This window comes from Paenarthrobacter sp. NPDC090522 (genome assembly GCF_044769225.1).
GTDB lineage: Bacteria > Actinomycetota > Actinomycetes > Actinomycetales > Micrococcaceae > Arthrobacter.
Window position 1 is genome coordinate 315,308 of sequence record NZ_JBIVXL010000005.1, and the last position, 21,852, is coordinate 337,159.

At 64.1% G+C, this 21,852-nt stretch carries 17 protein-coding genes; 8 read left to right on the plus strand and 9 right to left on the minus strand.

All coding sequences use genetic code 11. The annotated features are described in order from the left end of the window. The 3 genes from ACIQT2_RS08825 to ACIQT2_RS08835 are packed head-to-tail and all read right to left on the minus strand — an operon-like array spanning position 1 to position 4,292. Positions 1-1,263 carry a DUF6986 family protein gene (locus ACIQT2_RS08825; RefSeq protein WP_397323349.1) on the minus strand — a complete coding sequence of 421 codons (1,263 nt, stop codon included), beginning with the start codon at positions 1,261-1,263 and terminating at the stop codon, positions 1-3. Between the two features lies 1 nt (position 1,264). Next, entirely contained in the window at positions 1,265-2,863 is a 1,599-nt protein-coding gene (gene aceB, locus ACIQT2_RS08830; protein ID WP_402945598.1) for a malate synthase A, read from the minus strand. Between the two features lie 34 nt (positions 2,864-2,897). Further along, the gene (locus ACIQT2_RS08835) at positions 2,898-4,292 is read right to left on the minus strand and encodes an NAD-dependent malic enzyme (protein WP_397323347.1); all 1,395 of its coding nucleotides are present in this window, start codon (positions 4,290-4,292) and stop codon (positions 2,898-2,900) included. A 221-nt stretch (positions 4,293-4,513) separates the two neighbouring features. On the opposite strand from ACIQT2_RS08835, the gene ACIQT2_RS08840 reads away from it, so the two are divergent. Further along, positions 4,514-5,269 carry an IclR family transcriptional regulator gene (locus ACIQT2_RS08840; protein WP_400336322.1) on the plus strand — a complete coding sequence of 252 codons (756 nt, stop codon included), beginning with the start codon at positions 4,514-4,516 and terminating at the stop codon, positions 5,267-5,269. Positions 5,270-5,325: 56 nt separating this feature from the next. Here ACIQT2_RS08840 and ACIQT2_RS08845 read toward each other — a convergent pair whose 3' ends face one another. The 3 genes from ACIQT2_RS08845 to pucL form a co-directional block, all read right to left on the minus strand. After that, entirely contained in the window at positions 5,326-5,790 is a 465-nt protein-coding gene (locus ACIQT2_RS08845) for a DUF2867 domain-containing protein (RefSeq protein WP_402945602.1), read from the minus strand. Between the two features lie 137 nt (positions 5,791-5,927). Beyond that, on the minus strand, positions 5,928-7,418 hold the full coding sequence (locus ACIQT2_RS08850; RefSeq protein ID WP_400336318.1) for a nucleobase:cation symporter-2 family protein: 1,491 nt from the start codon (positions 7,416-7,418) through the stop codon (positions 5,928-5,930). A gap of 192 nt (positions 7,419-7,610) precedes the next feature. Then, positions 7,611-8,525 carry a factor-independent urate hydroxylase gene (gene pucL / locus ACIQT2_RS08855; protein ID WP_397323343.1) on the minus strand — a complete coding sequence of 305 codons (915 nt, stop codon included), beginning with the start codon at positions 8,523-8,525 and terminating at the stop codon, positions 7,611-7,613. 379 nt (positions 8,526-8,904) lie between these two features. Between pucL and ACIQT2_RS08860 the strand changes: the two genes are divergently transcribed. After that, entirely contained in the window at positions 8,905-9,081 is a 177-nt protein-coding gene (locus ACIQT2_RS08860) for a hypothetical protein (protein WP_014922716.1), read from the plus strand. Positions 9,082-9,405: 324 nt separating this feature from the next. Here the strand turns inward: ACIQT2_RS08860 and ACIQT2_RS08865 are convergent, their stop codons facing one another. Together ACIQT2_RS08865 and ACIQT2_RS08870 are read right to left on the minus strand one after the other, a co-directional pair. Then, complete coding sequence (locus tag ACIQT2_RS08865) at positions 9,406-10,332, minus strand: hypothetical protein (RefSeq protein ID WP_402945604.1); 927 nt, start codon at positions 10,330-10,332, stop codon at positions 9,406-9,408. 318 nt (positions 10,333-10,650) lie between these two features. Then, positions 10,651-11,370: a hypothetical protein gene (locus tag ACIQT2_RS08870; protein WP_402945607.1), complete on the minus strand. Its 720-nt coding sequence runs from the start codon at positions 11,368-11,370 to the stop codon at positions 10,651-10,653. Positions 11,371-11,473: 103 nt separating this feature from the next. Here ACIQT2_RS08870 and ACIQT2_RS08875 point away from each other — a divergent pair, with 103 nt between their 5' ends. Then, positions 11,474-12,433, plus strand: a complete 960-nt coding sequence (locus ACIQT2_RS08875; protein WP_402945609.1) for a hypothetical protein — start codon at positions 11,474-11,476, stop codon at positions 12,431-12,433. Positions 12,434-12,572: 139 nt separating this feature from the next. Here ACIQT2_RS08875 and ACIQT2_RS08880 read toward each other — a convergent pair whose 3' ends face one another. Next, complete coding sequence (locus ACIQT2_RS08880) at positions 12,573-13,913, minus strand: 8-oxoguanine deaminase (protein WP_402945611.1); 1,341 nt, start codon at positions 13,911-13,913, stop codon at positions 12,573-12,575. Between the two features lie 424 nt (positions 13,914-14,337). On the opposite strand from ACIQT2_RS08880, the gene ACIQT2_RS08885 reads away from it, so the two are divergent. The 5 genes from ACIQT2_RS08885 (at position 14,338) to ACIQT2_RS08905 (ending at position 21,711) form a co-directional block, all read left to right on the plus strand. Beyond that, a complete protein-coding gene (locus ACIQT2_RS08885; RefSeq protein ID WP_400336310.1) occupies positions 14,338-14,832 on the plus strand; it encodes a nucleoside deaminase in 495 nt (164 codons plus the stop codon). 15 nt (positions 14,833-14,847) lie between these two features. After that, complete coding sequence (locus ACIQT2_RS08890) at positions 14,848-16,422, plus strand: NCS2 family permease (protein ID WP_402945614.1); 1,575 nt, start codon at positions 14,848-14,850, stop codon at positions 16,420-16,422. Between the two features lie 315 nt (positions 16,423-16,737). Continuing rightward, entirely contained in the window at positions 16,738-17,985 is a 1,248-nt protein-coding gene (locus ACIQT2_RS08895) for an XdhC family protein (RefSeq protein ID WP_402945617.1), read from the plus strand. Beyond that, the gene (locus ACIQT2_RS08900) at positions 17,976-18,911 is read left to right on the plus strand and encodes an FAD binding domain-containing protein (protein ID WP_402945620.1); all 936 of its coding nucleotides are present in this window, start codon (positions 17,976-17,978) and stop codon (positions 18,909-18,911) included. The genes ACIQT2_RS08895 and ACIQT2_RS08900 overlap by 10 nt, the downstream gene beginning before the upstream one ends. Then, positions 18,901-21,711, plus strand: a complete 2,811-nt coding sequence (locus tag ACIQT2_RS08905; protein ID WP_402945623.1) for a molybdopterin-dependent oxidoreductase — start codon at positions 18,901-18,903, stop codon at positions 21,709-21,711. The genes ACIQT2_RS08900 and ACIQT2_RS08905 overlap by 11 nt, the downstream gene beginning before the upstream one ends. The last annotated feature ends 141 nt before the right edge of the window (positions 21,712-21,852 follow it).

Genomic DNA, 21,852 nt, shown 5'->3' on the forward strand with positions numbered 1-21,852 from the left:
TCAGTGCGAAGTTGGTTGTGCGAGCCGCGGGTGCGCCAGTGCGGTCAGCTGGGAAAGTTCGACGCCGGCAAGCGCCTTGACCTCGTCGGTCCCCACTGCGCCGCACTGGACGCCGCGGAGGACGAAGCCTGCAAGGGCACGCGCGGTGGCGGGCTCGTCCATGACGCCGCCTTCGGTGCGTTCGACGTAGTTGCGCAGTCGCAGCGCCGCGGCCGGCAGGCCTTCGCGGTAGAAAGCGTACGACGCCGAGAAACGGCTGGGGAGCTGGGCGGCGTGGAGATCCCAGCCCTGGTAGTAGCCGTTTTCCAGGGAGCGGCGTACCAGGCGGCCATGCAGCTTCCACGCGTCTTCCACCGCGTCACCCACGGGGATGATGTTGGTGGAACCGTCGGAAAGGCGGATGCCCGTGCCTGCGACAGCCAGTTGCATGACTTCCTTGGCGAAGTCGGCCACGGGGTGTTCCATGGACTGGTATTCCGCGGAGATCCCCAATGAGGCGCTGTAGTCGTACGTGCCGTAGTGCAGGGCGCTGATCCGGCCGGGAACCACGTGGGGGAGCTGGGCCACCGGGGAAGTTCCGTCGGCGCCGAGGATGAGCTGCGGGGTTTCCACCTGCACCTCAAAGCGAAGCCGTCCCGCCGGGAGTCCGTGAACTTCTTCAAGCCGCGAGACGGCGTAATCCATGGCCTGCACCTGCGCCACCGTGGTGACCTTCGGCAGGGTCAGGATCAGCCCGGCCGGGAGTTCCCCGGAAGCAGCGAGCGTGGAGACGAACAAATCCAACGTGCGAAGACCGCGTGCCCGGGTGGGGGCCTCAAAGCACTTGAAGCGGATGCCGATGAAGGGCGGAGCCGTTCCGGCAGCCACCGCAGCAGACACGGCCTTGGCGGCAGCAACGACGTCGGCATCTTCTGCCTCATCGCCGCGGTCGCCGTAGCCGTCTTCGAAGTCCAGGCGGAGGTCCTCGATGGGCTCGGACTGCAATTTGGCAGCAACCCGGGCCGCGACAGCGGCAGCAAGATCGGGCTCCTGGCCCAAAAGCTGACCGAGCTTCTCGAGACCACCGTGCGCCTCCGCCGTCGCGAGCGCCTGGGCTCCCCACTCGGCCGCAAAGGAAGCAGTGAAGCGGTCGGCCGGGACATAGACGGTGTGGATCGGCTGGCGTGAGCCGTCGTCGCCGGGGTAGTTGCGGTCAAGCAACTGGTCCGTGGCGGCGAGCTGTGACTCGATGTGGGCCAGATCGGAAGACGAAAGTGAACCCATCTCAGCCCACCAGCTCATACGCGGGCGTGGTGAGGAAGTCCGTGTAGTCGTCGGAGAGGCAGATGTCCTCGATGAGCTTGGACGCCGGCTCGTAGTACTTGGTGAAGTTCTCGTCGCCGAATTCGATGCGGAGGCGTTCGGTTTCTTCGCCGAGGATGCGGCTGACCAGTTCGCGGGTCACCGTGTTGCCGGTGTCCGCGAGGATCGACTTGTTGCGCAGCTGCTGCCAGACCTGGGAGCGGGAGATTTCCGCGGTTGCGGCGTCTTCCATGAGGTTGTGGATGGCAACCGCACCGCTGCCGGAGATCCAGACGCCGGTGTAGGCGACGGCGACGTAGAGGTTCAGGCGCAGTCCGGCTTCGGTGACGGTGCCGCCGGCGGAGGCGACGTCGATGAGCTGCTCGGCGGTGACGTTTACCTCGGGGCGCTGCTTGTCGATCTGGTTCGGGCGGTCCCCGAGCACGGAGTCGAACACTTCGCGGCAGGTGGAGACCAGGTCCGGGTGGGCAACCCAGGAACCGTCGAAGCCGTCGTTTGCTTCGCGGGTCTTGTCGGCGCGGACCTTGTCGAACGCTGCGGCGGTGACGTCGGGCTGTTTGCGGTTGGGGATCACTGCGGCCATGCCACCCATGGCGAAGGCGCCGCGCTTGTGGCAGGTCTTGACCAGGAGTTCGGTGTAGGCGCGCATGAAGGGCGCCGTCATGGCAACCGTGGCACGGTCCGGGAGGACGAACTCTTCGCCGGCATCGCGGAAGTACTTGATGATGCTGAAGAGGTAGTCCCAGCGGCCGGCGTTCAGGCCGGAGGCGTGGTCGCGGAGTTCGTAGAGGATCTCGTCCATCTCGAACGCGGCGGGGATGGTCTCGATCAGGACTGTGGCGCGGATGCTGCCCTGTGGGATGCCGAGGTAGTCCTGGGCGAAGACGAACACGTCGTTCCACAGGCGGGCCTCGAGGTGGCTTTCCATCTTGGGCAGGTAGTAGTACGGGCCGTGGCCGTTCAGGAGCAGCTGCTTGGCGATGTGGAAGAAGTGCAGTCCGAAGTCCACCAGGCCGCCGACGGTGGGTTCGCCGTCGATCAGGAGGTGGTTCTCCTCCATGTGCCAGCCGCGGGGGCGGGCTACGACGACGGCCAAGGGAGCGTCCGTGCGGAGGCGGTATTCCTTGCCTTCGGGGGAGGTGTAGGCGAGGGTTCCCTGGGCGGCGTCGCGGAGGTTGAGGATCGCGTCGATGACGTTCGGCCACGTCGGGGTGGAGGCGTCTTCGAGGTCTGCGAGCCATACCTTCGCGCCGGAGTTCAGCGCATTGATGGCCATCTTGGCCGGGGTGGCCGGGCCGGTCATTTCAACGCGGCGGTCCTGCAGGGCTGCCGGTGCTTCGGCGACTTTCCAGTCGCCGTCGCGGATTTCCTGGGTTTCCGGGAGGAAATCGAGGCGGCTGGTTTTCGCCACGGTGTCCCGTTTGGCCTTGCGGGCCTGGAGCAGTTCGTTGCGGGTGCCGGCGAAGCGCTTGTGCAGTTCCTCGATAAAGGCCAAGGCTTTGGGGGTGAGGATTTCCTCGGCGCGTTCGATCGGCCGGGGATCAGTGACTGTAATAGCCATGGGAGCGGATTCCTTTGTCTATAGTGCGCTGGTGCTAGCTGGCTGCGTTTGCGTGGGCTGCAGCTGCAACAGCGGCGGCCACATCTCCGGCAACGTGGGGATCGAAGACGCTGGGGATAATGTAGCTCGCGTTGAGCTCGTCGTCAGCTACCCGGTTGGCAATCGCCTCGGCTGCGGCCACCAGCATGTTCGGCGTGATGTCCGAGGCTCCGGCATCCAGCAGGCCGCGGAAGAAGCCCGGGAAGGCCAGAACGTTGTTGATCTGGTTGGGGAAGTCGCTGCGTCCGGTAGCTACAACCGCTGCGTGCTTGGAGGCGATGGCGGGGTCGATTTCCGGAGTCGGGTTGGCCATGGCGAACACAATCGCGTTCTCGGCCATGGAGGCAACCTGCTCTTCGCCGATGACGTGCGGGGCGCTGACGCCGATGAACACGTCGGCTCCCTTGAGGGCGTCGTGGAGGCTGCCGGAGAAGCCTTCCTCGTTGGTGTTCGCGGCGATCCAGCTGCGGTGCTCGTCGTCGTACTTTTCACCCGAGTGGATGGCGCCGGAACGACCCGCGGCGACGATGTGCTGTGCGCCCTGTGCCTTGAGGAGCTGGATGATGGCGGAGCCGGCAGCTCCGACGCCGGAGACCACGATCTTGACCTCGGAGAGCTTCTTGTCCACCACGCGGAGGGCGTTGACCAGGGCCGCGAGCGTGACGATCGCGGTGCCGTGCTGGTCGTCGTGGAAGACCGGGATGTCGAGTTCTTCGCGGAGGCGGTTTTCGATCTCGAAGCAGCGGGGAGCCGCGATGTCTTCGAGGTTGATGCCGCCGTAGACGGGGGCCATGGCCTTGGCGATCTTGATGATCTCTTCGGTGTCCTGGGTGTCCAGGCAGACCGGCCAGGCGTCAACGTTGGCGAACTGCTTGAACAGTGCGGCCTTGCCTTCCATGACGGGAAGCGCTGCGGCGGGGCCAATGTTGCCCAGGCCCAGGACAGCGGAACCGTCGGTGAGGACGGCGATGGTGTTGCGCTTGACCGTCAGGTTGCGGGCGGCCGCCGGGTCTTCGGCGATCGCCAGGCAAACACGCGCGACGCCGGGAGTGTAGGCGCGGGACAGGTCGTCGCGGTTGCGCAGGGCTACTTTCGGGACGACCTCGAGCTTGCCGCCCAGGTGCATCAGGAAGGTGCGGTCGGAGACGTGCTGGACCTTGACGCCGTCAAGAGCGTTCAGGGCGTCCTTCACGCGAGCGGCGTGGTCATCGTCGGTGGTGTTGCAGGTGACGTCCACGACGATGGTCTCGTGGTGGGATTCCGTGACGTCCAGTGCGGTGATTGCTGCACCGGCTGCACCAACCGCGGCTGCCAGTTCGCTGGTCGCGGTGAAGCTCGACGGCGCGGAGACGCGCAGGGTGATCGAGTTACCGGGGCTCGGATTCGCCATTGAAATTCCTCCTGTTAGGCCCGTTCCCGGGCCGCCGTTCCAAACTGAATGTTTTCGTATTATGGATATTATTATCTACAAAGTGGAAACACAACCCCCTGCCCGGTCATGTTCGGTGTCGTCGCGAAGGTGTCCGGCGTGCTGTATCTTGGGTGTTCTAAGCAATTCTTTTCACGATGCGGATAAGAGTTGTCGGAATCTGAGTCATTGGAGACAAGGGAATGGCTGAAAAAGCCTCCGGAGGCGTGCAGTCCGTTGAGCGCGTCTTTGAACTGCTGGAACTGATCACGGATGCAGGCGGGGATGTCACGCTCAGCGAGCTGTCGTCGTCCACCGACCTGCCCTTGCCTACCATCCACCGCCTTTTGCGGACCCTGGTGGCGCTCGGCTACATCCGCCAGCTCCCCAACCGCCGGTACGCGCTGGGCCCCCGTCTCATTCGTTTGGGAGAGGCCGCCAGCAAGCAACTTGGTGCCGTGGCCCGCCCCCAGCTGAAGACCCTCGTGGAGCGGCTTGGCGAAACGTCCAACATGGCCGTCCTCGATTCCGACATGGTGATCTACGTAGCGCAGGTCCCGTCCATGCACTCCATGCGCATGTTCACCGAGGTAGGCCGCCGCGCCCATACCCATGACACCGGCGTGGGCAAGGCCATCCTGGCGCAGCTCGACGACGAGGTGGTCCGCGGCATCGTGGCCCGCACCGGCATGCCCACCCCGACGGCCAAGAGCATCGGGGACATCGACTCGCTCCTGGCCGACCTGAAGCTCATCCGTGAACGCGGCTACTCCATTGACGAGGAAGAGCAGGAGCTCGGCGTACGTTGCTTCGCCATGGCCGTGCCGAACGCTCCCACGCCCACGGCGATCTCCGTTTCCGGCCCGATCACGCGTGTGGACCAGACCTTCGCCGACCGCGCAGTTCCGATGCTGCGGGAGGCCGCCATGGCAATCTCCGCGGAGCTCAACCAGAACTGACCCGCGCCAAGTTGGCAGAAGATGGCAATGTTCCCCGTGAACATTGCCATCTTTTGTTATCTCGGCGCGCGTACTGCGCGCGTGGCCTTCTTCAGCATGGAATTCACCACGATCGGGTGTACCGCCCGAACGATGCCAAAGTACAGCTTTCCGCGCCACCCCTTGAGCTCGACGGCGGTGGTCACCCTCATCAGCCGGCGCACCGGATCAACACCGACGGCGGCCGCGAAGTTCAGGTGCTTGTCCTGGACGTAGATCAGGGCTTCTTCGCCGGACTGTTCGCTCACCTTGAAGGTGTCCTTGGGGGCCTTCGGAATGCCGATCAGCGGAACCAGCGCCTGCCTTAATCGCATTGCTCCAGCAACCCAGCGCGGCATGGACTCGAGGGCAAACAACCGCTCCGCCCACTCGGTTGGATCCGTGCCGGCGCCGTCGGGAAGAGCGGCCAGGCAAACGTCCGCATAGTCAGGCGCGGGGATTTTGCTAAGGGCCAGTGAACGGAAGCACGGCAGCTCAGTCATGAGCCGAGCCTATCGGCGACCAGGTCCCGGTGGCGCCTGCCGCCGTCGTACGTTTTGCCCAAAGGCGCGGCTAAGCCGACGAAAGGCGGCAGTGTCCCCCAAGGAAAACACTGCCGCCTGTCGCGTGCGGGAGGGTGCTAGTGCTCTGAGGACGAGGTGCTCTTGAGCGGGACCTCGTTGCCTTCGGCGTCGATCAGCTTGCCGTTCTCGAAGCGGTCGCCATGTTCCAGGCACTTGACGTCCTCGGGTGTGACCACGCGCTCCGTGCCTGCCACGAACACCGACTGGTTGTCCGAGTTGCCGGCTTTGAAGTGGTTGAACAGGATGTTCAGGATGATCGCCATGACCGCGGCCGAGCTGATGCCGGAGTGGAAGATCGTGGAGAACCAGGACGGGAACTGGTCGTAGAACTTCGGGGCAGCAATCGGGATCATGCCGAAGCCGATCGAGGCAGCCACGATGATCAGGTTCATGTTGTTCTTGTATTCGACCTTCGCGAGGGTGCGGATACCGCTGGCGGCAACCGTACCGAAGAGCACAACGCCGGCACCGCCCAGGACGGGCGTCGGAACCGCTGCGACGACTCGGCCGAGGATCGGCAGGAGGCCCAGGACAACCAGGATGAGGCCGCCGGCGCTGACCACGAAGCGGCTCTTGATGCCCGTGATGGCAACGAGCCCGACGTTCTGGGCGAAGGCGCTCTGCGTGAAAGAGTTGAAGAGCGGGGAGATGGCGCTGGAGAGCATGTCGGCGCGCAGGCCGTTGCCGATGCGGCGGGAGTCAACCTTGGTGTCCACGATCTCGCCCACGGCGATGATGTCAGCTGAGGTCTCCGTCAGCGTCACCAGGATGACGATCAGCATGGAGATGATCGCGGCGACTTCGAACGTGGGAGCACCGAAAGCGAACGGGGTGGGGAAGGCCACGATGTCGCCCTGGCCAACCTTGGAGAAGTCGGCCATGCCGGTGACGGTTGCGATGACCGTGCCAATGACCATGGCCAGCAGGATCGAAAGGCGGGAGATGGCGGCGTTGCCGATCTTGCTCAGCAGCAGGACGACGCCCATGGTCAGTGCCGCGAGGCCGATGTTGGCCATGCTGCCGTAGTTGTCAGCCTTGGCGTTGCCGCCCATGGCCCAGTTGGCCGCAACCGGCATGAGGGTCAGGCCAATGGTGGTAATCACCGTGCCGGTAACCACCGGTGGGAAGAACTTGATGATCTTCGAGAACAGGGGAGTGATGGCCAGGCCGATCAGCGAGGCCACGATCACCGAGCCAAAGACCGCCTGGATACCACCGCCGCCCTGCACGATCGCCACCATCGTGGAAACGCCGGCGAAGGAGACGCCCTGGACCAGCGGGAGCTGCGAGCCGAACCACGGAATGCCGACCGTCTGGAGAATGGTGGCCAGGCCGCCGACGAACAAGCAGGCTGCGATCAGGAGGCCGATGTCCTGCGAGGACATGCCCGCGGCCGCGCCAATGATCAGTGGCGGAGCGATGATGCCGCCGTACATGGTGAGAACGTGCTGGAAGCCGTAAGCGAAGGTGCTTCCGATCGAGAGCCGCTGGTCCTCGGGACGCGCGGCGGTGGTATTGGCGGGGCGGGACTTCTTCTTGGTGTTCATGGCAGACTTTCTGGGTTCATGGCAGACGCCTTCGTCTGGCTAACTGTGTCTGGCTAACAAAAGTGTGGGTGTTTTGGGGTCGGGTTTGGGTGCAGGTTCCGCTGTTGCGGGGGCGTCCCTCTGGCGGAACCTGCACACGAACTCCGGGTGGCCAGGCCCGCGGTTGCTTCGCGGGCCTAAGCCGGGCGGTGCTTAGCAGAAGCCGGCGATGCCGCTCCAGGCAACGGGCGCGGCCGTGGTGTTGTCGCGCTGGACGGTTGCTTCGATGAGGCCGTACGGGCGGTCCGCGGCGTAGAAGACCTCGTTGGGGTTGTCCAGGCCGAACGGGCCCAGGTCAACCAGGAAGTGGTGCTTGTTCGGCATGGAGAACTTGATCTCGGCAACTTCGCTGTGTGCCTCGAGGACCTTCTTGCCCATGTCGAAGAGGGTCTGCTGCAGTGCGTGCGAGTAGTTCTCCGTGAAGCCCTCAAGAAGAAGGGCCTTGATGTCCTCGTAGCTCTTGTTGAAGTCCGTGGCCGAGGCGTCCAGGTTGGTGTTGTAGCGCCAGCGGGCGGATACGTCGGTGGCGAGGATGCGGTCCGTGGTCTCGGGGAGGGTGGTGTACTTGTCGCGCGGGTAGCCGACAAAGCCGGACTGCGTGGTCTTCAGGACGGTCAGGTCCTTGAGGCCGGAAACAATGTGGGTGGTTGCGCCATCGCGGACGACGACGGCGGTGCGCACCTCTTGCCCGTTGCGGACGAAGCTGTGGTCGTGGCTTTCGCCGTGGGCCTGGATGCGGTCCCAGCTGTAGGACTCAGCTTCCCAGCGTCCGCCGGTAACCCATGAGAACTCGCCGGTGAAGTGGTTGGCGAGGCGCAGCAGGAAGGCCTCAGGGGAGCCCACACCTTCACGGGCGAAGGCGTAGACGGTGTTCTTCTGGGTGTCGGTGGCAACGACGTGGCCGTTGTCGCCCTCGAGGTGGGCTGCCTCGAAGTCACCACGGAGCTGCGAGGTGACGTTGAGGTCTTCGATCTGGTGGCGGTCCGTATCCCGGGTGACCTTGACGACGCGGACTTCTGCTTTGCCGTACTGGTTTTCGCCGAGGACGATGTTGTTGCTCATGGTCATATCCCAACTTCTATGCGGTGGAAACTACGTTCCATCAATGAAATTAAGCGCGTGTTTCCACTGCGTTTCTGGTGGAGCCGACCCCAACAAAAAAGAGCCGGCATCCATGGATGCCAGCTCATTACGACCCTGCCTGCTGCTCTCAGGTTACGTGACCTACGCCACGAACTCATTCGAGAGTAGCGCATGGTTTGGGGATGTGTATACGGCTTCCGGGGGATCGTTATGAAGCAGCCAAATGTGACCGGGGCAACTTCTCGGGAGTGAAAGTGGGTCTTGACGCTTGCTTTCGGCTTCTCCTAGACTTTTCACATAACAAAAGAAAGTTTCCAATATGCGGAACTTTGAAGCATGCGAGCACTGGAAAGAGGAGGAACAGATGGACTCGAAGGATACGAACAACGTCGTGGAATTCCCGGCGCCGGGCCAGGAACTGTACCTGCCCTTCGGTGCTACCGATCCGGACTTTTACATTCCGGCCGACTGCGATCGCAAGGCCGGCGGATTCTCCCGCTGGCTGCGGGCGCTCCCAGTCTTCGGTCGGCAGCGCCCCTGATTCCTGCATTGACGGGGCGCGGACTCTGCGCAACAGAGCCAACGAGGCGGGCGGCACCTGGGGAGGTGCCGCCCGCTTTGTTGTGCCTCCGCCACCACCCGCCCCCGCCCCTCCGCCACCACCCCGCCCCTCCGCCGTCGGCCACCCCGCCCGCGCCCACCCCGCGCCCCGCCCCTCCGCCACCACGCTGCCCCGCCCACCCGTGCCGTCGTCCGCGCCCACCTCACCGTCGGCCGTTTCGATGCCTCGCTGCGTGGAGTGCCGTGCGAACGGCATGTTGCGCAGTGAAGCATCGAATCGGGAGTGCCTGCCGAGGTGTTCCTGTCACTTGAGGGCCCGCAGCAGTCGCGTCTTGAACTCATGCTCGTTGAACAGGTCCCGCCATTTGATGCGGATAAACCTCCAGCCGATCTCCATCAGTGCCTTCTCCCGTTGGCGCTCTTTGTAGATCACCTCTGCAGTTGGTGCGTAGTCGAAGTACTTCACTTTGCCGTCGAACTCCAGTGCCAGCATCCTCTTGCGCCATGCGAAATCCATCCGATGAAGTCCCTCTGGAGTGATGGCCTCGACCTGGAGTTCGGGGAGATCAATCCGTAGTCGTTGAATCAACTCGCGCGTCAGCGTCTCGCCAGGAGATTCGGACCGGGCATCGGCGCTGTCCAACGCCCTCCTGAGGCTTTGCACTCCATTGCGTCCCCTTAAGAGCACGCACGCTTGTCGGATCTTTTCGGGGTCCGCGCCAAGTCGGAGTGCGTGGTCCATCAGCACGAGGCACTGCTTGTCATTCAACATCAGGCAGCAGTCCACAACGGTTTTTTCCAAGGAAGTGCAGGGTAGGCCGCCCATCATCGCTACCTCATCTGAATCCAGGATTCGAGCGTGTGCAACAACGTCCCGGCCATGGGAAGTGCTGGATGCGGTACCTGGAGTAGTGATGTGCACTCGATCATTTACGTCCCACAGGAACAGGCCGTGGAGGCGAGCGGCAGAGGTGTGGCTGTAGACAAAGCCCCGTTCCGACGTCGTCAGTGTCCCGTGGGCATGGGCCGCAATCAACTGGCGGCTGCGCACCCATGGTTTTTGTGCATTCCATACGCTGGCCCGTATGTAACAACCTCGGCGGAGCCTCACTAGTGTGCCGCCGCGAACCAGCGAGGCTATTGTCCTGTCGTTGAAGCCGTCGGCGTGGAGTTCGCTGGTCCGCCATAGGTTGATGTCATTGGGAAGCGGTTTCGGGTCATTGTTTGCCATGAAAAGAGCCTCGGCCGGATCAGGGTGGATCAGAACCCGGGTGTTGTCCTATGTGGAGAAATCCACTTCGATGCCTCGCTGCGAGCCGTGCCGTGCCTATGGCATGTATGGCAGCGAACCATCGAAATGGGGCGAATGTGATCCACGTAACAATCGGCAGGAGCCTGAGGGCTTCGCGTAAGCTGGGCAAACGGCCACCCTTCGGGTCTTAAAGGTCGCCGTGGCCCCTTTGATTGGGCCGCACTTGCTGGCTCGATGGCGCCGGGCGTTCGTCCGCACGCGTCGCATCGCAGCAGGTCGAGCAATGACTGACGCTCGTCATCGGGCTATGCCGGAACCTGGGATTTCCGGCTGACAATCCCTGCCCTGGCAGGTGGATACAAAGAGCCGGACTGGGGGTCTGGCGCCGCCCAGCAGCAGCATGCAGGCTGCTTCCCCAAAGGAAAACAATGTCATGAAACCCACCCTCATCACGCTGGGGGCGGTGATCGCGTTGGCTCTTGCAGGATGCACGGATCCCGGCACGCCACCGCCCACCGAAAGCCCCAGTGCAACCACTGCACCACCAGGACCGACGACGACGGCCACGCCGACGCCGAGTGCGTCGCCGACGAGCACCCCGCGGCCGACGACGACGGCCACGCCTACGCCGAGTGCGTCGCCGACGTCTACGCCGCGGCCGACGACGACGGCCACGCCTACGCCGAGTGCGTCGCCGACGTCTACGCCGCGGCCGACGACAACAGCCACGCCGACGCCGAGTGCCAGCCCGACGAGTACCCCGCGGCCGACGACAACAGCCACGCCGACGCCGAGTGCCAGCCCGACGAGTACCCCGCGGCCGACGACGACGGCCACCCCAACCCCGACGGCCACGCCGACGCCGAGTGCCACGCCGACCCCGACCGCTACTCCCACGCCGACCCCCACCACGCCTCCATCCAACGGCAGCCTCGCCAACCTGGCCCGCATTCCGTGGGACGGCGGACCGGCGTATTGGGCCAAGTTCCCGGGTGCGGCGAAGCTGAATAATCCCAACCTGTTCCCCATCGGTGTTTGGTACGGAAAGCCCGGGCACGCGGCACAGCTCAAGGACATCGGCGTCAATGTCTATCACAACGCCGAACACGACGGTTCAACCATGAAGTCCATCACCGATACCGGCATGCTGGTCATTCCCGGCGGGGAGTGGAAGCAGTCCGAGGTTGGTACGGACCCCGGCGTAGTTGGCTGGGACACGGATGACGAGTGCGAGATGGTGGGCCTGGGCTGCGGCAATGTCTCAGCCTCGCAGAACCTGGAAATCATGAAGCAACTCGTCGCCAACATCCGCGCCAAGAACGATGGCCGCCCGGCCTTCGCCAATTACAGCAAGGGGATCTTCGGAACCTATTGGGCGCCGGGATTGATGGATGACTTCATGGCGGCTGTGGATGCGAGCAGCAACGACCAGTACTTCTATACCCGGGCCGACCTTCAGTTCGAGGCTGATCGGACTCCGTCGTGGCCTGATGGGGCCAAGGCCGCGAGCAGCGCTGCATATGGCTGGGTCGCGGACCGGATGAGGGTCTACCAGTCGAGCCCAGGCATCCAGCCGAACTGGGTGTTTGTGGAATCGGCCCGTCCGTTCCTGGAAAGCAACAATGACCGGACCATCACGCCTGAGCAGATGGAAGGCGCTATGTGGTCGGCCATCATTCACGAGGCACGCGGCATCAACATCTTCCAGCACAACAACGATCCCCAGTTTGGGACGTATAGCCTGGTTGATATTCCGGCGGATCGTAAGGCGAAGATCAAGGCCGCCTTGGCCGGGATCCAGTCCTTGGCACCCGTTCTGAATACACAGAGTTACGCCTGGAACGCGGGCGCTGCGGGCGCTGACACCATGCTGAAGGCCAAGGACGGCAACGCCTACTTGTTTGCCGGCATCGGGCTGAATGGCAGCACAGGCTCCAAGACCTTCACCCTCCCGTCAGGTATTACGGGAACGCAGGTTGAGGTTGTGGGCGAGAACCGCACTATCACCATCCAAAACGGCAAGTTCACGGATTCCTTCGCTAACGAGTACACCCACCACATCTACAGGATCGCGATCTAGCGAAGCCGCGTCGAAGCTGGAGATCGACGCGACCTAACCAACCCGCGAAAGCGCTGGAAAGGTGCCAAAACGCCGGAACGTTCCCTACGAAAGGGGCGCGTTCCGGCGTTTTCGCGCCACCGAGACGAACGGGGAAAACCTACCCCGCCACCAACTTCCGTGCCGCGGCCGAGTGCTCCGCGATCAGCCCAGCAACATCGAGATCGGGAATCGCCCCGTCCACCACACGCCATGAACCGCCCACCATCACGCGATCGGCCCGATCCGCGCCGCAGAGCAACAGGGCTGCCACGGGATCGTGGCTTCCGGAGAAGCGCAGTGAATCCAGCTTGAACAGGGCCAGGTCAGCCTGCAAACCCGGAGCCAGCTGCCCAATGTCCGAACGTCCAAGAACGGCGGCGGACCCACGGGTAGCCCAGCCCAGTGCCCGGGATACGGGAACCGAGGCGCCATAGCGGAGCCGCTGCAAGTACAGGGCTTGCCGTGCCTCGAGGATCATGTTGGACGCATCGTTGGAGGCGGAGCCGTCCACGCCCAGGCCCACGGGAACGCCGGCATCCTCGAGTTCCAGGACGCGTGCGGTACCGGATGCCAACCGCATGTTGGAGGTGGGGCAATGCGCGACGGCGGTGCCCGCAGCTCCCAGCCTGGCGATCTCCTCGTCGTTGAAGTGGATGCCGTGTCCAAGCCAGGTACGGGATCCCAGCCAGCCAACGGATTCCAGGTAATCGACGGTCCGGAGGCCGAACATGGACCGGCAGAAGTCTTCCTCGTCGATGGTTTCCGCGAGGTGCGTGTGCAACCGGACGTCGTAGCGCTCGGCCATGGCGGCGGATTCGGCCATGATTTCCTTCGTCACCGAGAAGGGCGAGCAAGGTGCCAGCGCGATCTGCACAGAGGCCCCAGGACCGGCTTCGTGATAGGTGCGGATGAGCCGTTCGCTGTCCTCGAGGATTGTTTCAGGTGACTGGACCGTGGTCCTGGGCGGCAGCCCGCCGTCGTCCTCTCCCAACGTCATGGAGCCGCGCGTCAAGGTGGCCCGCATGCCCATGGAGCGTACGGCGGCCACCTCAATGTCGATGGCGTCGTCCATGCCGTCGGGAAAGAGATAGTGGTGGTCCGCGGCCGTGGTGCAGCCGGACAACAAAAGTTCCGCCAACGCCACCTGGACAGCGAGTTCCAGGCTCCGGGGAGTGAGCCGCGCCCAGACGGGGTAGAGATTCTGCAACCACGGGAACAGGGGGACGTTGGCCACGGGTCCCCAGGCACGGGTGAGGGTTTGGTAGAAGTGGTGGTGTGTGTTGATCAGGCCCGGCAGCACCACGTGGCCTGATGCATCAAATTCGGTGCAGGGCATGGACGGGCGGGCGCCGGACGGCACCAGCTCAACGATCGTTCCGGAGTCGGAAACCACCAGGCCGTTGCCGGCGTCGAGGTTGTTTGCGGTGAAGATACCCAAAGGGTTTTTGATCCAAAGCACGGAGGGCTCCTTGTCTGGTCGGCATGAATGCGTTCCAGCTCAGTTTGGCCCTGTCTGCTGATCCAGGAACCGGCCCGCCAACGCGGCGCCGGTCCACCAAGCGTAAAAGCGCCCGACGGCGGCAGTCAACGCCCGTGGGAAAGGTCCCCGGTCACATTGGCGCGCCAACGACCAGTCAGGCACGCTGGATTCGTAATTTCGCATGACGAAATAAAGTTTTCAAAAAACTATGGCGCGGCTCACAAATCTGGTGCTACGCTCTTACTGCCAAAGGCGGGCACCCGGACCTCGGGAAGCTATCTACCAGGCGCAACTTAACCTTCATCGCACATGCTGAAGCCTGGTAACCAAGCTAACTGGAGCTGTTTTTTGCAGCGCCCCCGAACAGGTCACCCGGCTTCCACAGCACTAAGGAAGTCGCAACATGAGTACAACCGTCACGGCCGAGCAATTCCTGGCCACATCCATTGAGCTGGCAACGGCCAATGTCCTGAACAGTGGGGGCCCCTTCGGCGCCGTCATTGTTACCGCGGATGGACAAGCCTTCGAAGGCGTCAACCGCGTAACCGCCACGAACGATCCCACCGCCCACGCAGAAGTTACGGCCATCCGCAACGCCTGCCGCGAACTGGGAACCTTCGATCTGAGCGGCGCAACCCTCTACACCAGCTGCGAGCCTTGCCCCATGTGCCTGGCCTCCGCACTCTGGGCACGCGTGGACCGCGTGTTCTTCGCTGCAGACCGTCACGACGCCGCCTCCGTGGGCTTCGACGACGCAGTCTTCTACGAGTACTTCGAGAACGACAACCGGGACGCGCTGATGCCGGTAGCCAAGCTGGAACTGGGCGACCCCCAGGCCCCGGCGGCCCTCCAGCCGTTCAACACCTGGAACACGCTTGATTCCAGGATTGACTACTAGGGCCCGGCGGCTGACATGGAAATCCTGGAAAACGCAGAAATGCAGACAGCAGCTGAAAAGCAGGCTGCGCTCTTCCCCAACGGGGACAAGAACGCAGAGCCCACAGCAGCACAAGCAAAGCACACGGCTACGGCCCTCGCCAACGGAGGCGGCAAGAAGCCGCCGAACTTCCTGGATAAGTTCTTCCAGATCACCAAGCGCGGCTCCACGTTGGCCCGCGAATTCCGCGGCGGCTTGGTCACGTTCTTCACCATGGCCTACATCGTCATCCTCAATCCGCTCATCCTGGGTGGCTTCTCTGCCGAGAACGCCCCCACGGATGTAGCCGGTGGATGGCTGTCGGCAGCACAAGTCGGTGCAGTCACCGGCCTCACCGCTGGTGTCATGACCATCGTCTTCGGCCTTGTGGCCAACCTTCCCTTCGGACTCGCAGCAGGCTTGGGCATCAACTCCTTCCTTGCCGTCGCAGTGATCCAGGAGGTCACGTGGCCCGAAGCCATGGGCCTGGTGGTCATCAACGGCATCCTGATTGTCCTCTTCGGTGCCACGGGTGCCCGGACGGCGATCTTCAAGGCAGTACCCAAGGAACTCAAGGCCGCCATCACTGTGGGCATCGGCCTGTTCATCGCCTTCATTGGCTTCGTCGATTCCGGCTTTGTCCGTCCCACGGCTGGTGGCCCACCGGTCCAGCTCGGCAATGACGGATCCATCACGTCCATCCCCACCCTCGTCTTCATCGTGGGACTGCTGACCATGGGTATCCTCGTGGCACGCAAGATCCAGGGCGGCCTGCTGATCGGCATCGTCGCCACCACCGTCCTCGCCGCTGTTGCCGAGGCTGTGTTCCACATCGGTCCAGGCACCGCCGACAACCCCGGCGGCTGGCACCTCAACGTCCCCATCCTGTCGAGCCAGCTGGTGTCCGTTCCTGACCTGAGCCTGGTAGGCCAGTTCGACCTCTTTGGTTCGTTCGCCCGCATTGGCGGCCTGGCGGCCACCATGTTGGTCTTCACCCTGGTGTTCACCAACTTCTTCGACGCCATGGGCACCATGACCGGCCTGGCCAAGAGCGCCGGAGTGGCACACAAGGATGGCACGTTCCCCAAGCTGAAGTCCGCCTTCATTGTCGAAGGCATGGGCGCGGTGGTGGGCGGCGCAACCTCCGGTTCGTCCAACACCGTGTACATCGACTCGGCAGCGGGCATCGGCGAAGGAGCCCGTACCGGCTTGGCCTCAGTGGTCACCGGCTTGCTCTTCCTGGGCTCGATGTTCTTCACCCCGCTCACCTCGGTGGTCCCGCTGGAAGTCGCAGCTGCGGCCTTGGTGGTGGTTGGCGCGATGATGATGGCGCAGATCCGCGAGATCAAGTTCACCAAGTTCGCCATCGCACTGCCGGCCTTCCTGACTATCGTCACCATGCCGCTGACGTACTCCATCGCCAACGGCATCGGCGTGGGGTTCATCTCCTTCGCCGTGGTCAACGCGGCATCGGGCAAGGCCAAGAAGGTCCATCCGCTCATGTGGGTGGTCACGGCGGGCTTCGTGATCTACTTCGCCCGCGGTCCGATCAACGCCCTGATGGGCATCTAGCGGCCGCGCGAAACCCCGGGCCGGCGGGCAAACCGGCACCACGAACGGCGGTCCGTTGGATCCCACCGCACGAATAGGCGCCCGCCGTCGTCGTCCCGCTCCATACGGGAACGACGGCGGGCGGCGGCTGGGTTCCGATGCTCCGCCATGGAGCGGGGGCAGGGAGATGAAGCCCTTGCCCCCGCACCTATGACTTCTTACTGATTAATCGCGACTACCCCTCAACACCCTCCGGGAATGAGAACATGGGGCAAGATCGCGCACTGCTCCGGCCGGGCCACCTGGCCGGGACACCTGGAAAAAGGACGTGTAGCCATGCTGGATCTGATGCCTTCACTGGGCAGCTGGCGGCCTGCGGTCTCCGGCCAGCTCTGCGCTGTGGCCACGATCGTGGGGACCGGCGGGTCGGTGCCGCGGCCCATGGGGACCTCCATGATGGTCTCCGAAAGCGGCGAAATCCTGGGCAGCTTGTCCGGCGGTTGCGTGGAAGGTGCCGTGGTTGAAGCGGCCCTGGAAGCAATGCGCGACGGCGGCCCGCGCCTGGAGTCGTTCGGCTACAGTTCCGAGGACGCGTTCGCCGTCGGACTCACCTGTGGAGGGGAACTGGAAGTCCATATCCAGCCCCTTAAGGCCGGAATGCCGGAGCTCTCCGCGTTCACAGGCCCCACGGCCCACGATCACCAAAACCCACCTCCCTTGGCACTGATCCGCAGGCTCGACGCCCAAGGAGGGGCCGTCGTCGTGCATGATCCGGTCCGGTTCCGGGCCATGGAGTCCGAGGGCCTCGCCAAGCTGCTGGGGGACCATCCGGCTACGCTTTTCGCTGCCGCTGCCCAGATTGAGCCGTTGCTCCAGGGTGGCCGCGCCGGTTTGGTGCGGCTCGCTCCGCCCGAAGGCTGCATTGACGGCTGGGTCACGCTGGACCGGTGGGACAACCCCCGTGAAGAACCCGAGCCGCAACCCATCACGTTGTTCGTGGAGAGCCGCCTCCCCGCCGCCCGGATGCTGGTCTTCGGTGCCAACGATTTCGGAGCAGCGCTGCTCCCCGCCGGCCAATTGCTTGGCTATAACGTCACGCTCTGCGATGCCCGCCCCGCCTTTGCCCAGCAAAACCGCTTCGCGGGCGCTGACCAGGTGGTTACGGACTGGCCGCACCGCTACCTCGAAAGCGAAGCTGCGGCCGGACGCATTGATACCCGCACGGTGGTGTGCGTCCTGACCCACGACCCCAAATTCGATATCCCTTTGCTGGAGACGGCCCTGAACCTGAAGCTCGCCTACATTGGCGCGATGGGTTCGCGGCGCAGCCACCGGCAACGCATCGATGCCTTGCTGGACAAAGGCACCCCGGCCGAGGCCCTGGAGCGTTTGCATTCCCCGATTGGCCTGGAGCTCGGTGCCGTGACGCCTGCCGAGGTAGCCGTTTCCATCACCGCGGAGATCGTGGCCGCACGCGGGAGCCGGCCGGGCAACGCAGCCTTCCGTTCCCTCAAAGACAGCTCGGGGCCCATCCACTCGACCACTACTACAGACCCTGAAACCCAGGAGGACCCATGGACATGAACACCATCGAGGCCGTGGTACCCACCACGGACCCTGCCGAGTGGCGTGAAGGTGACGCCTGGCTGGCTGGCGGAACTGTCCTCTTCTCCTACGGAAGTACCGTCCTCAAGCGCCTGCTCGACCTCGGGAGTACGGGCTGGCCGGCCATCACAGTCACGGACGACGGCATCGAACTCGCGGCAACCTGTACTGTCGCGGAACTCCATGCGCTCCCTGAAGCGGCGGAAACAGCCCACCGCGAATGGCCCGGGCTTGCCCTGATCCGTCCCAGCTGCGATTCCTTCGTGGCGTCCTTCAAGATCTGGAACATGTCCACAGTGGGCGGCAATATGTGCACGTCCCTTCCGGCCGGACCCATGATTTCGCTCTGCGCCGGCCTGGACGGAGTGGCTACCATCCTCAGCCCGGACGGCACCAGCCGCACTGTCAGCGTTGCGGACTTCGTCACGGGCGAAATGCAGAATGTCCTTGCGCCGGGCGAACTCCTCCGCAGCATCCACCTTCCTGCCGAGGCACTCTCGGCCCGCGTGTCGTTCCGGCGTTTGTCCTTGAGCAACCTGGGTCGCTCCGGCGTGCTGCTGATCGGCCGACTCGATCCCGTCTTCGGCCTGGTCATCACCGTGACGGCTTCCACCAAACGGCCGGTTCAACTCAGGTTCGCCGCGGACCGGGTTCCGGACGCCGCCACGTTGGCAGCCGCCGTCGAACATTCAATTCCCGCTGACCTGTACCACGACGACATCCACGGTTTGCCCGAGTGGCGGCATGACATGACGTTGCGGCTCGCCGAGGAAATCCGTGCGGAGCTGCTGGACGAATCCATGACCGTGTCCGGCGACTTCTGGCCGCCCCACGCCACATCGCCGCAGCCGTCCACGCAACCCGAAATCCCAGGCACCTCGAAGGAGGCCTCCCATGGCAATTGAGATCAACGGCGCTGCCTCGCAGGCCACACCCCGTCCCGGCCAGTGCCTGCGCACCTTCCTGCGCGAGCAAGGCAACTTCGGGGTCAAGAAAGGCTGCGACGGCGGCGACTGCGGAGCCTGCACCGTGCACGTCGATGGTACTCCCGTGCACAGCTGCATCTACCCGGCGGTCCGTGCCGAAGGCAAAGCCGTCACCACCATCGAAGGCCTCGCCACTGCCAAGGGACTCCACCCTGTGCAGGAGCAGTTCATGGAGGGCCAGGGCTTCCAATGCGGTTTCTGCACCGCCGGCATGATGATGACTGCCGCGACGTTCGACGACGAGCAGCGTGCCAACCTGCCGCGGAACCTCAAGGGAAACCTGTGCCGCTGCACCGGTTACCGCTCCATCGCGGACGCCGTGTGCGGGCATTCAAACGACGCTCATAAGCACGACGCCGGAACGGACGTTTCCGGGGCACCGGCACCTGCCGCCGTCGAACCGAAAGCAGGCCAGCTCGGCGACAACGTCCCCGCACCCGCCAGCCAGGCCGTGGTGACAGGCACCGCCCGGTACACCCTGGATGTCCCTGCCGAGCAACTTCCGGGCCTGCTGCACCTCAAGCTGCTGCGTTCCCCGCATGCCCACGCCCGGATCCTGTCCATCAACATGGCACCCGCACTGGCTGTGCCCGGCGTAGTTGCCGTCTTCACGCACGAGGACGCGCCGCAACAGCTGTTCTCGACCGCACAACATGAGATTTACACGGACGATCCGGACGATACCCGGGTGCTGGACACCGTGGTCCGCTTTATCGGACAGCGCGTCGCCGCCGTCGTGGCCGAATCGGTGGGGGCTGCCGAGGCCGGTGCCCGTGCCCTGGAAGTCGAGTATGAACTCCTGGAGCCGGTCTTCACCCCGCAGGAAGCCATCCTGCCAGGCGCTCCCGCGATCCACGGGGAGAAGGACGGCGTCCAGTCCCGGATCGCCCGGCCCCTGGACAATGTGGTGGCCGAGGTCCACGCGGAACTCGGCAGTGTGGAGGAAGGGTTCGCAGCCGCAGACTTCATCCATGAGCACACGTACCAGACCCAGCGCGTGCAGCACGTGGCGATGGAAACCCACGCATCCATTGCTTGGCTGGACGAGGAGGGCCGGCTCATGGTCCGTTCCTCCAGCCAGGTTCCGTTCCTGGTGAAGCGCACCCTGGTCCGGCTCTTCAAGCTCCAGCCCGAAAACGTGCGCGTGGTCGCAGGCCGCGTAGGCGGTGGTTTCGGTGGCAAGCAGGAAGTGCTGACGGAAGACCTCGTGGCGTTGGCGGCCCTGGTTTTGAAGCGACCCGTGCAGGTGGAGTTCACCCGTACGGAGCAGTTCACTGCCACCACCACGCGCCACCCGTTCACCATCAAACTCAAGGCGGGTGCCAACCGGGACGGCTACCTCACCGCGCTGCAACTGGATGTGGTGACGAACACCGGCGCCTACGGCAACCACGCGCCGGGCGTCATGTTCCACGGCTGCGGCGAGTCCTTGGCTGTGTACAAGTGCGCCAACAAGAAGGTGGATGCCCAGTCCGTGTATACCAACACGGTCCCGGCGGGAGCTTTCCGTGGATACGGCCTGAGCCAGATGATCTTCGCCATCGAATCCGCCATCGACGAGCTCGCCGTGGGGATCGGCATGGACCCCTTGGAGTTCAGGCTCAAGAACATGGTCCGCTCGGGCGACCACATGCTCTCCACCACGCCGGAGCCGGAAGAGGACGTGCACTACGGAAGCTACGGGCTGGACCAGTGCGTGGCCTTGGTACGCGACGCGTTGGACCGGGGCAAGGAACGCTACCGTGCCGCGGGCCTCGACGACCTCGGACCGGAGTGGGTCACCGGTGAGGGCGCGGCACTGTCCATGATCGATACCGTTCCGCCGCGAGGCCACTTCGCCCACACCCGGGTGAGCCTGGAAGCGGACGGAAGGTTCGCCGTCGACGTCGGAACGGCGGAATTCGGGAACGGCACCACCACGGTCCATGCGCAATTGGCGGCCACGGCGCTGGCTTCTTCTGCTTACAAGATTCAGGTCCGGCAGTCGGATACCGACCTCGTTGAGCACGACACCGGCGCGTTCGGCTCGGCCGGAACGGTGGTGGCTGGAAAGGCAACGCTTGCCGCGGCATTGGAACTCGCTACCCGCATCCAGACCGTGGCGGCCTCGTTGACCGGTGTTCCGTTGGCGGACTGCCGTTTGGTTGAGGGGGCCGTGGAATGCGGCGACCGTTCGGTGCCGCTGAAGGAGATTTACGACGCCGGCACTCTCCAGGGCGTCCGGCTTGCCGCCGACGGCAACTGGGGTGGGACGCCGCGCTCGGTGGCCTTCAACGTCCATGGGTTCCGCGTCGCCGTGAACACGGGAACGGGGGAGTTGCGGATCCTGCAGAGCGTCCAGGCGGCCGACGCCGGAGTGGTGGTCAACCCGCGCCAATGCCGGGGGCAGATCGAGGGCGGCATCGCCCAAGCCCTGGGCGCCACGTTGTATGAGGAAGTGAAAGTGGATGACCACGGCCTGGTCACCACGGACATCCTGCGCCAGTACCACATTCCGTCCTTCGCGGACGTGCCCCGGAGCGAGGTGTACTTCGCCACCACCAACGACTCCACCGGCCCGCTCGGCGCCAAGTCCATGAGCGAAAGCCCGTTCAACCCCGTGGCTCCAGCGCTGGCCAACGCCATCCGGAACGCCACCGGAGTCCGCTTCGGCCATCTGCCGATCGCCCGGGACAAGATCTACCTGGCCCTCCGCGACCGCAGCACCGCATCCGTGTAAACCCAACTGGGTCGCATTTGTGCGCGTTTTGACCGCTGAAAACGCGTGTGGAGTCTCATGACTTAATGGACACTTGTGTCTCATGACTTCGTGGACAGTGTGTCTCAGGACCTCGTAGACACTTCTGGCGGGTTTGCTCTG

What these genes read in the sequence shown, in the direction of transcription:
- ACIQT2_RS08825 (WP_397323349.1), bottom strand. Translation starts at nt 1,263, where the DNA reads ATGGGTTCACTTTCGTCTTCCGATCTGGCCCACATCGAGTCACAGCTC.
- aceB (WP_402945598.1), bottom strand. Translation starts at nt 2,863, where the DNA reads ATGGCTATTACAGTCACTGATCCCCGGCCGATCGAACGCGCCGAGGAA.
- ACIQT2_RS08835 (WP_397323347.1), bottom strand. Translation starts at nt 4,292, where the DNA reads ATGGCGAATCCGAGCCCCGGTAACTCGATCACCCTGCGCGTCTCCGCG.
- ACIQT2_RS08840 (WP_400336322.1), top strand. Translation starts at nt 4,514, where the DNA reads ATGGCTGAAAAAGCCTCCGGAGGCGTGCAGTCCGTTGAGCGCGTCTTT.
- ACIQT2_RS08845 (WP_402945602.1), bottom strand. Translation starts at nt 5,790, where the DNA reads ATGACTGAGCTGCCGTGCTTCCGTTCACTGGCCCTTAGCAAAATCCCC.
- ACIQT2_RS08850 (WP_400336318.1), bottom strand. Translation starts at nt 7,418, where the DNA reads ATGAACACCAAGAAGAAGTCCCGCCCCGCCAATACCACCGCCGCGCGT.
- pucL (WP_397323343.1), bottom strand. Translation starts at nt 8,525, where the DNA reads ATGACCATGAGCAACAACATCGTCCTCGGCGAAAACCAGTACGGCAAA.
- ACIQT2_RS08860 (WP_014922716.1), top strand. Translation starts at nt 8,905, where the DNA reads ATGGACTCGAAGGATACGAACAACGTCGTGGAATTCCCGGCGCCGGGC.
- ACIQT2_RS08865 (WP_402945604.1), bottom strand. Translation starts at nt 10,332, where the DNA reads ATGGCAAACAATGACCCGAAACCGCTTCCCAATGACATCAACCTATGG.
- ACIQT2_RS08875 (WP_402945609.1), top strand. Translation starts at nt 11,474, where the DNA reads ATGAAGTCCATCACCGATACCGGCATGCTGGTCATTCCCGGCGGGGAG.
- ACIQT2_RS08885 (WP_400336310.1), top strand. Translation starts at nt 14,338, where the DNA reads ATGAGTACAACCGTCACGGCCGAGCAATTCCTGGCCACATCCATTGAG.
- ACIQT2_RS08890 (WP_402945614.1), top strand. Translation starts at nt 14,848, where the DNA reads ATGGAAATCCTGGAAAACGCAGAAATGCAGACAGCAGCTGAAAAGCAG.
- ACIQT2_RS08895 (WP_402945617.1), top strand. Translation starts at nt 16,738, where the DNA reads ATGCTGGATCTGATGCCTTCACTGGGCAGCTGGCGGCCTGCGGTCTCC.
- ACIQT2_RS08900 (WP_402945620.1), top strand. Translation starts at nt 17,976, where the DNA reads ATGGACATGAACACCATCGAGGCCGTGGTACCCACCACGGACCCTGCC.
- ACIQT2_RS08905 (WP_402945623.1), top strand. Translation starts at nt 18,901, where the DNA reads ATGGCAATTGAGATCAACGGCGCTGCCTCGCAGGCCACACCCCGTCCC.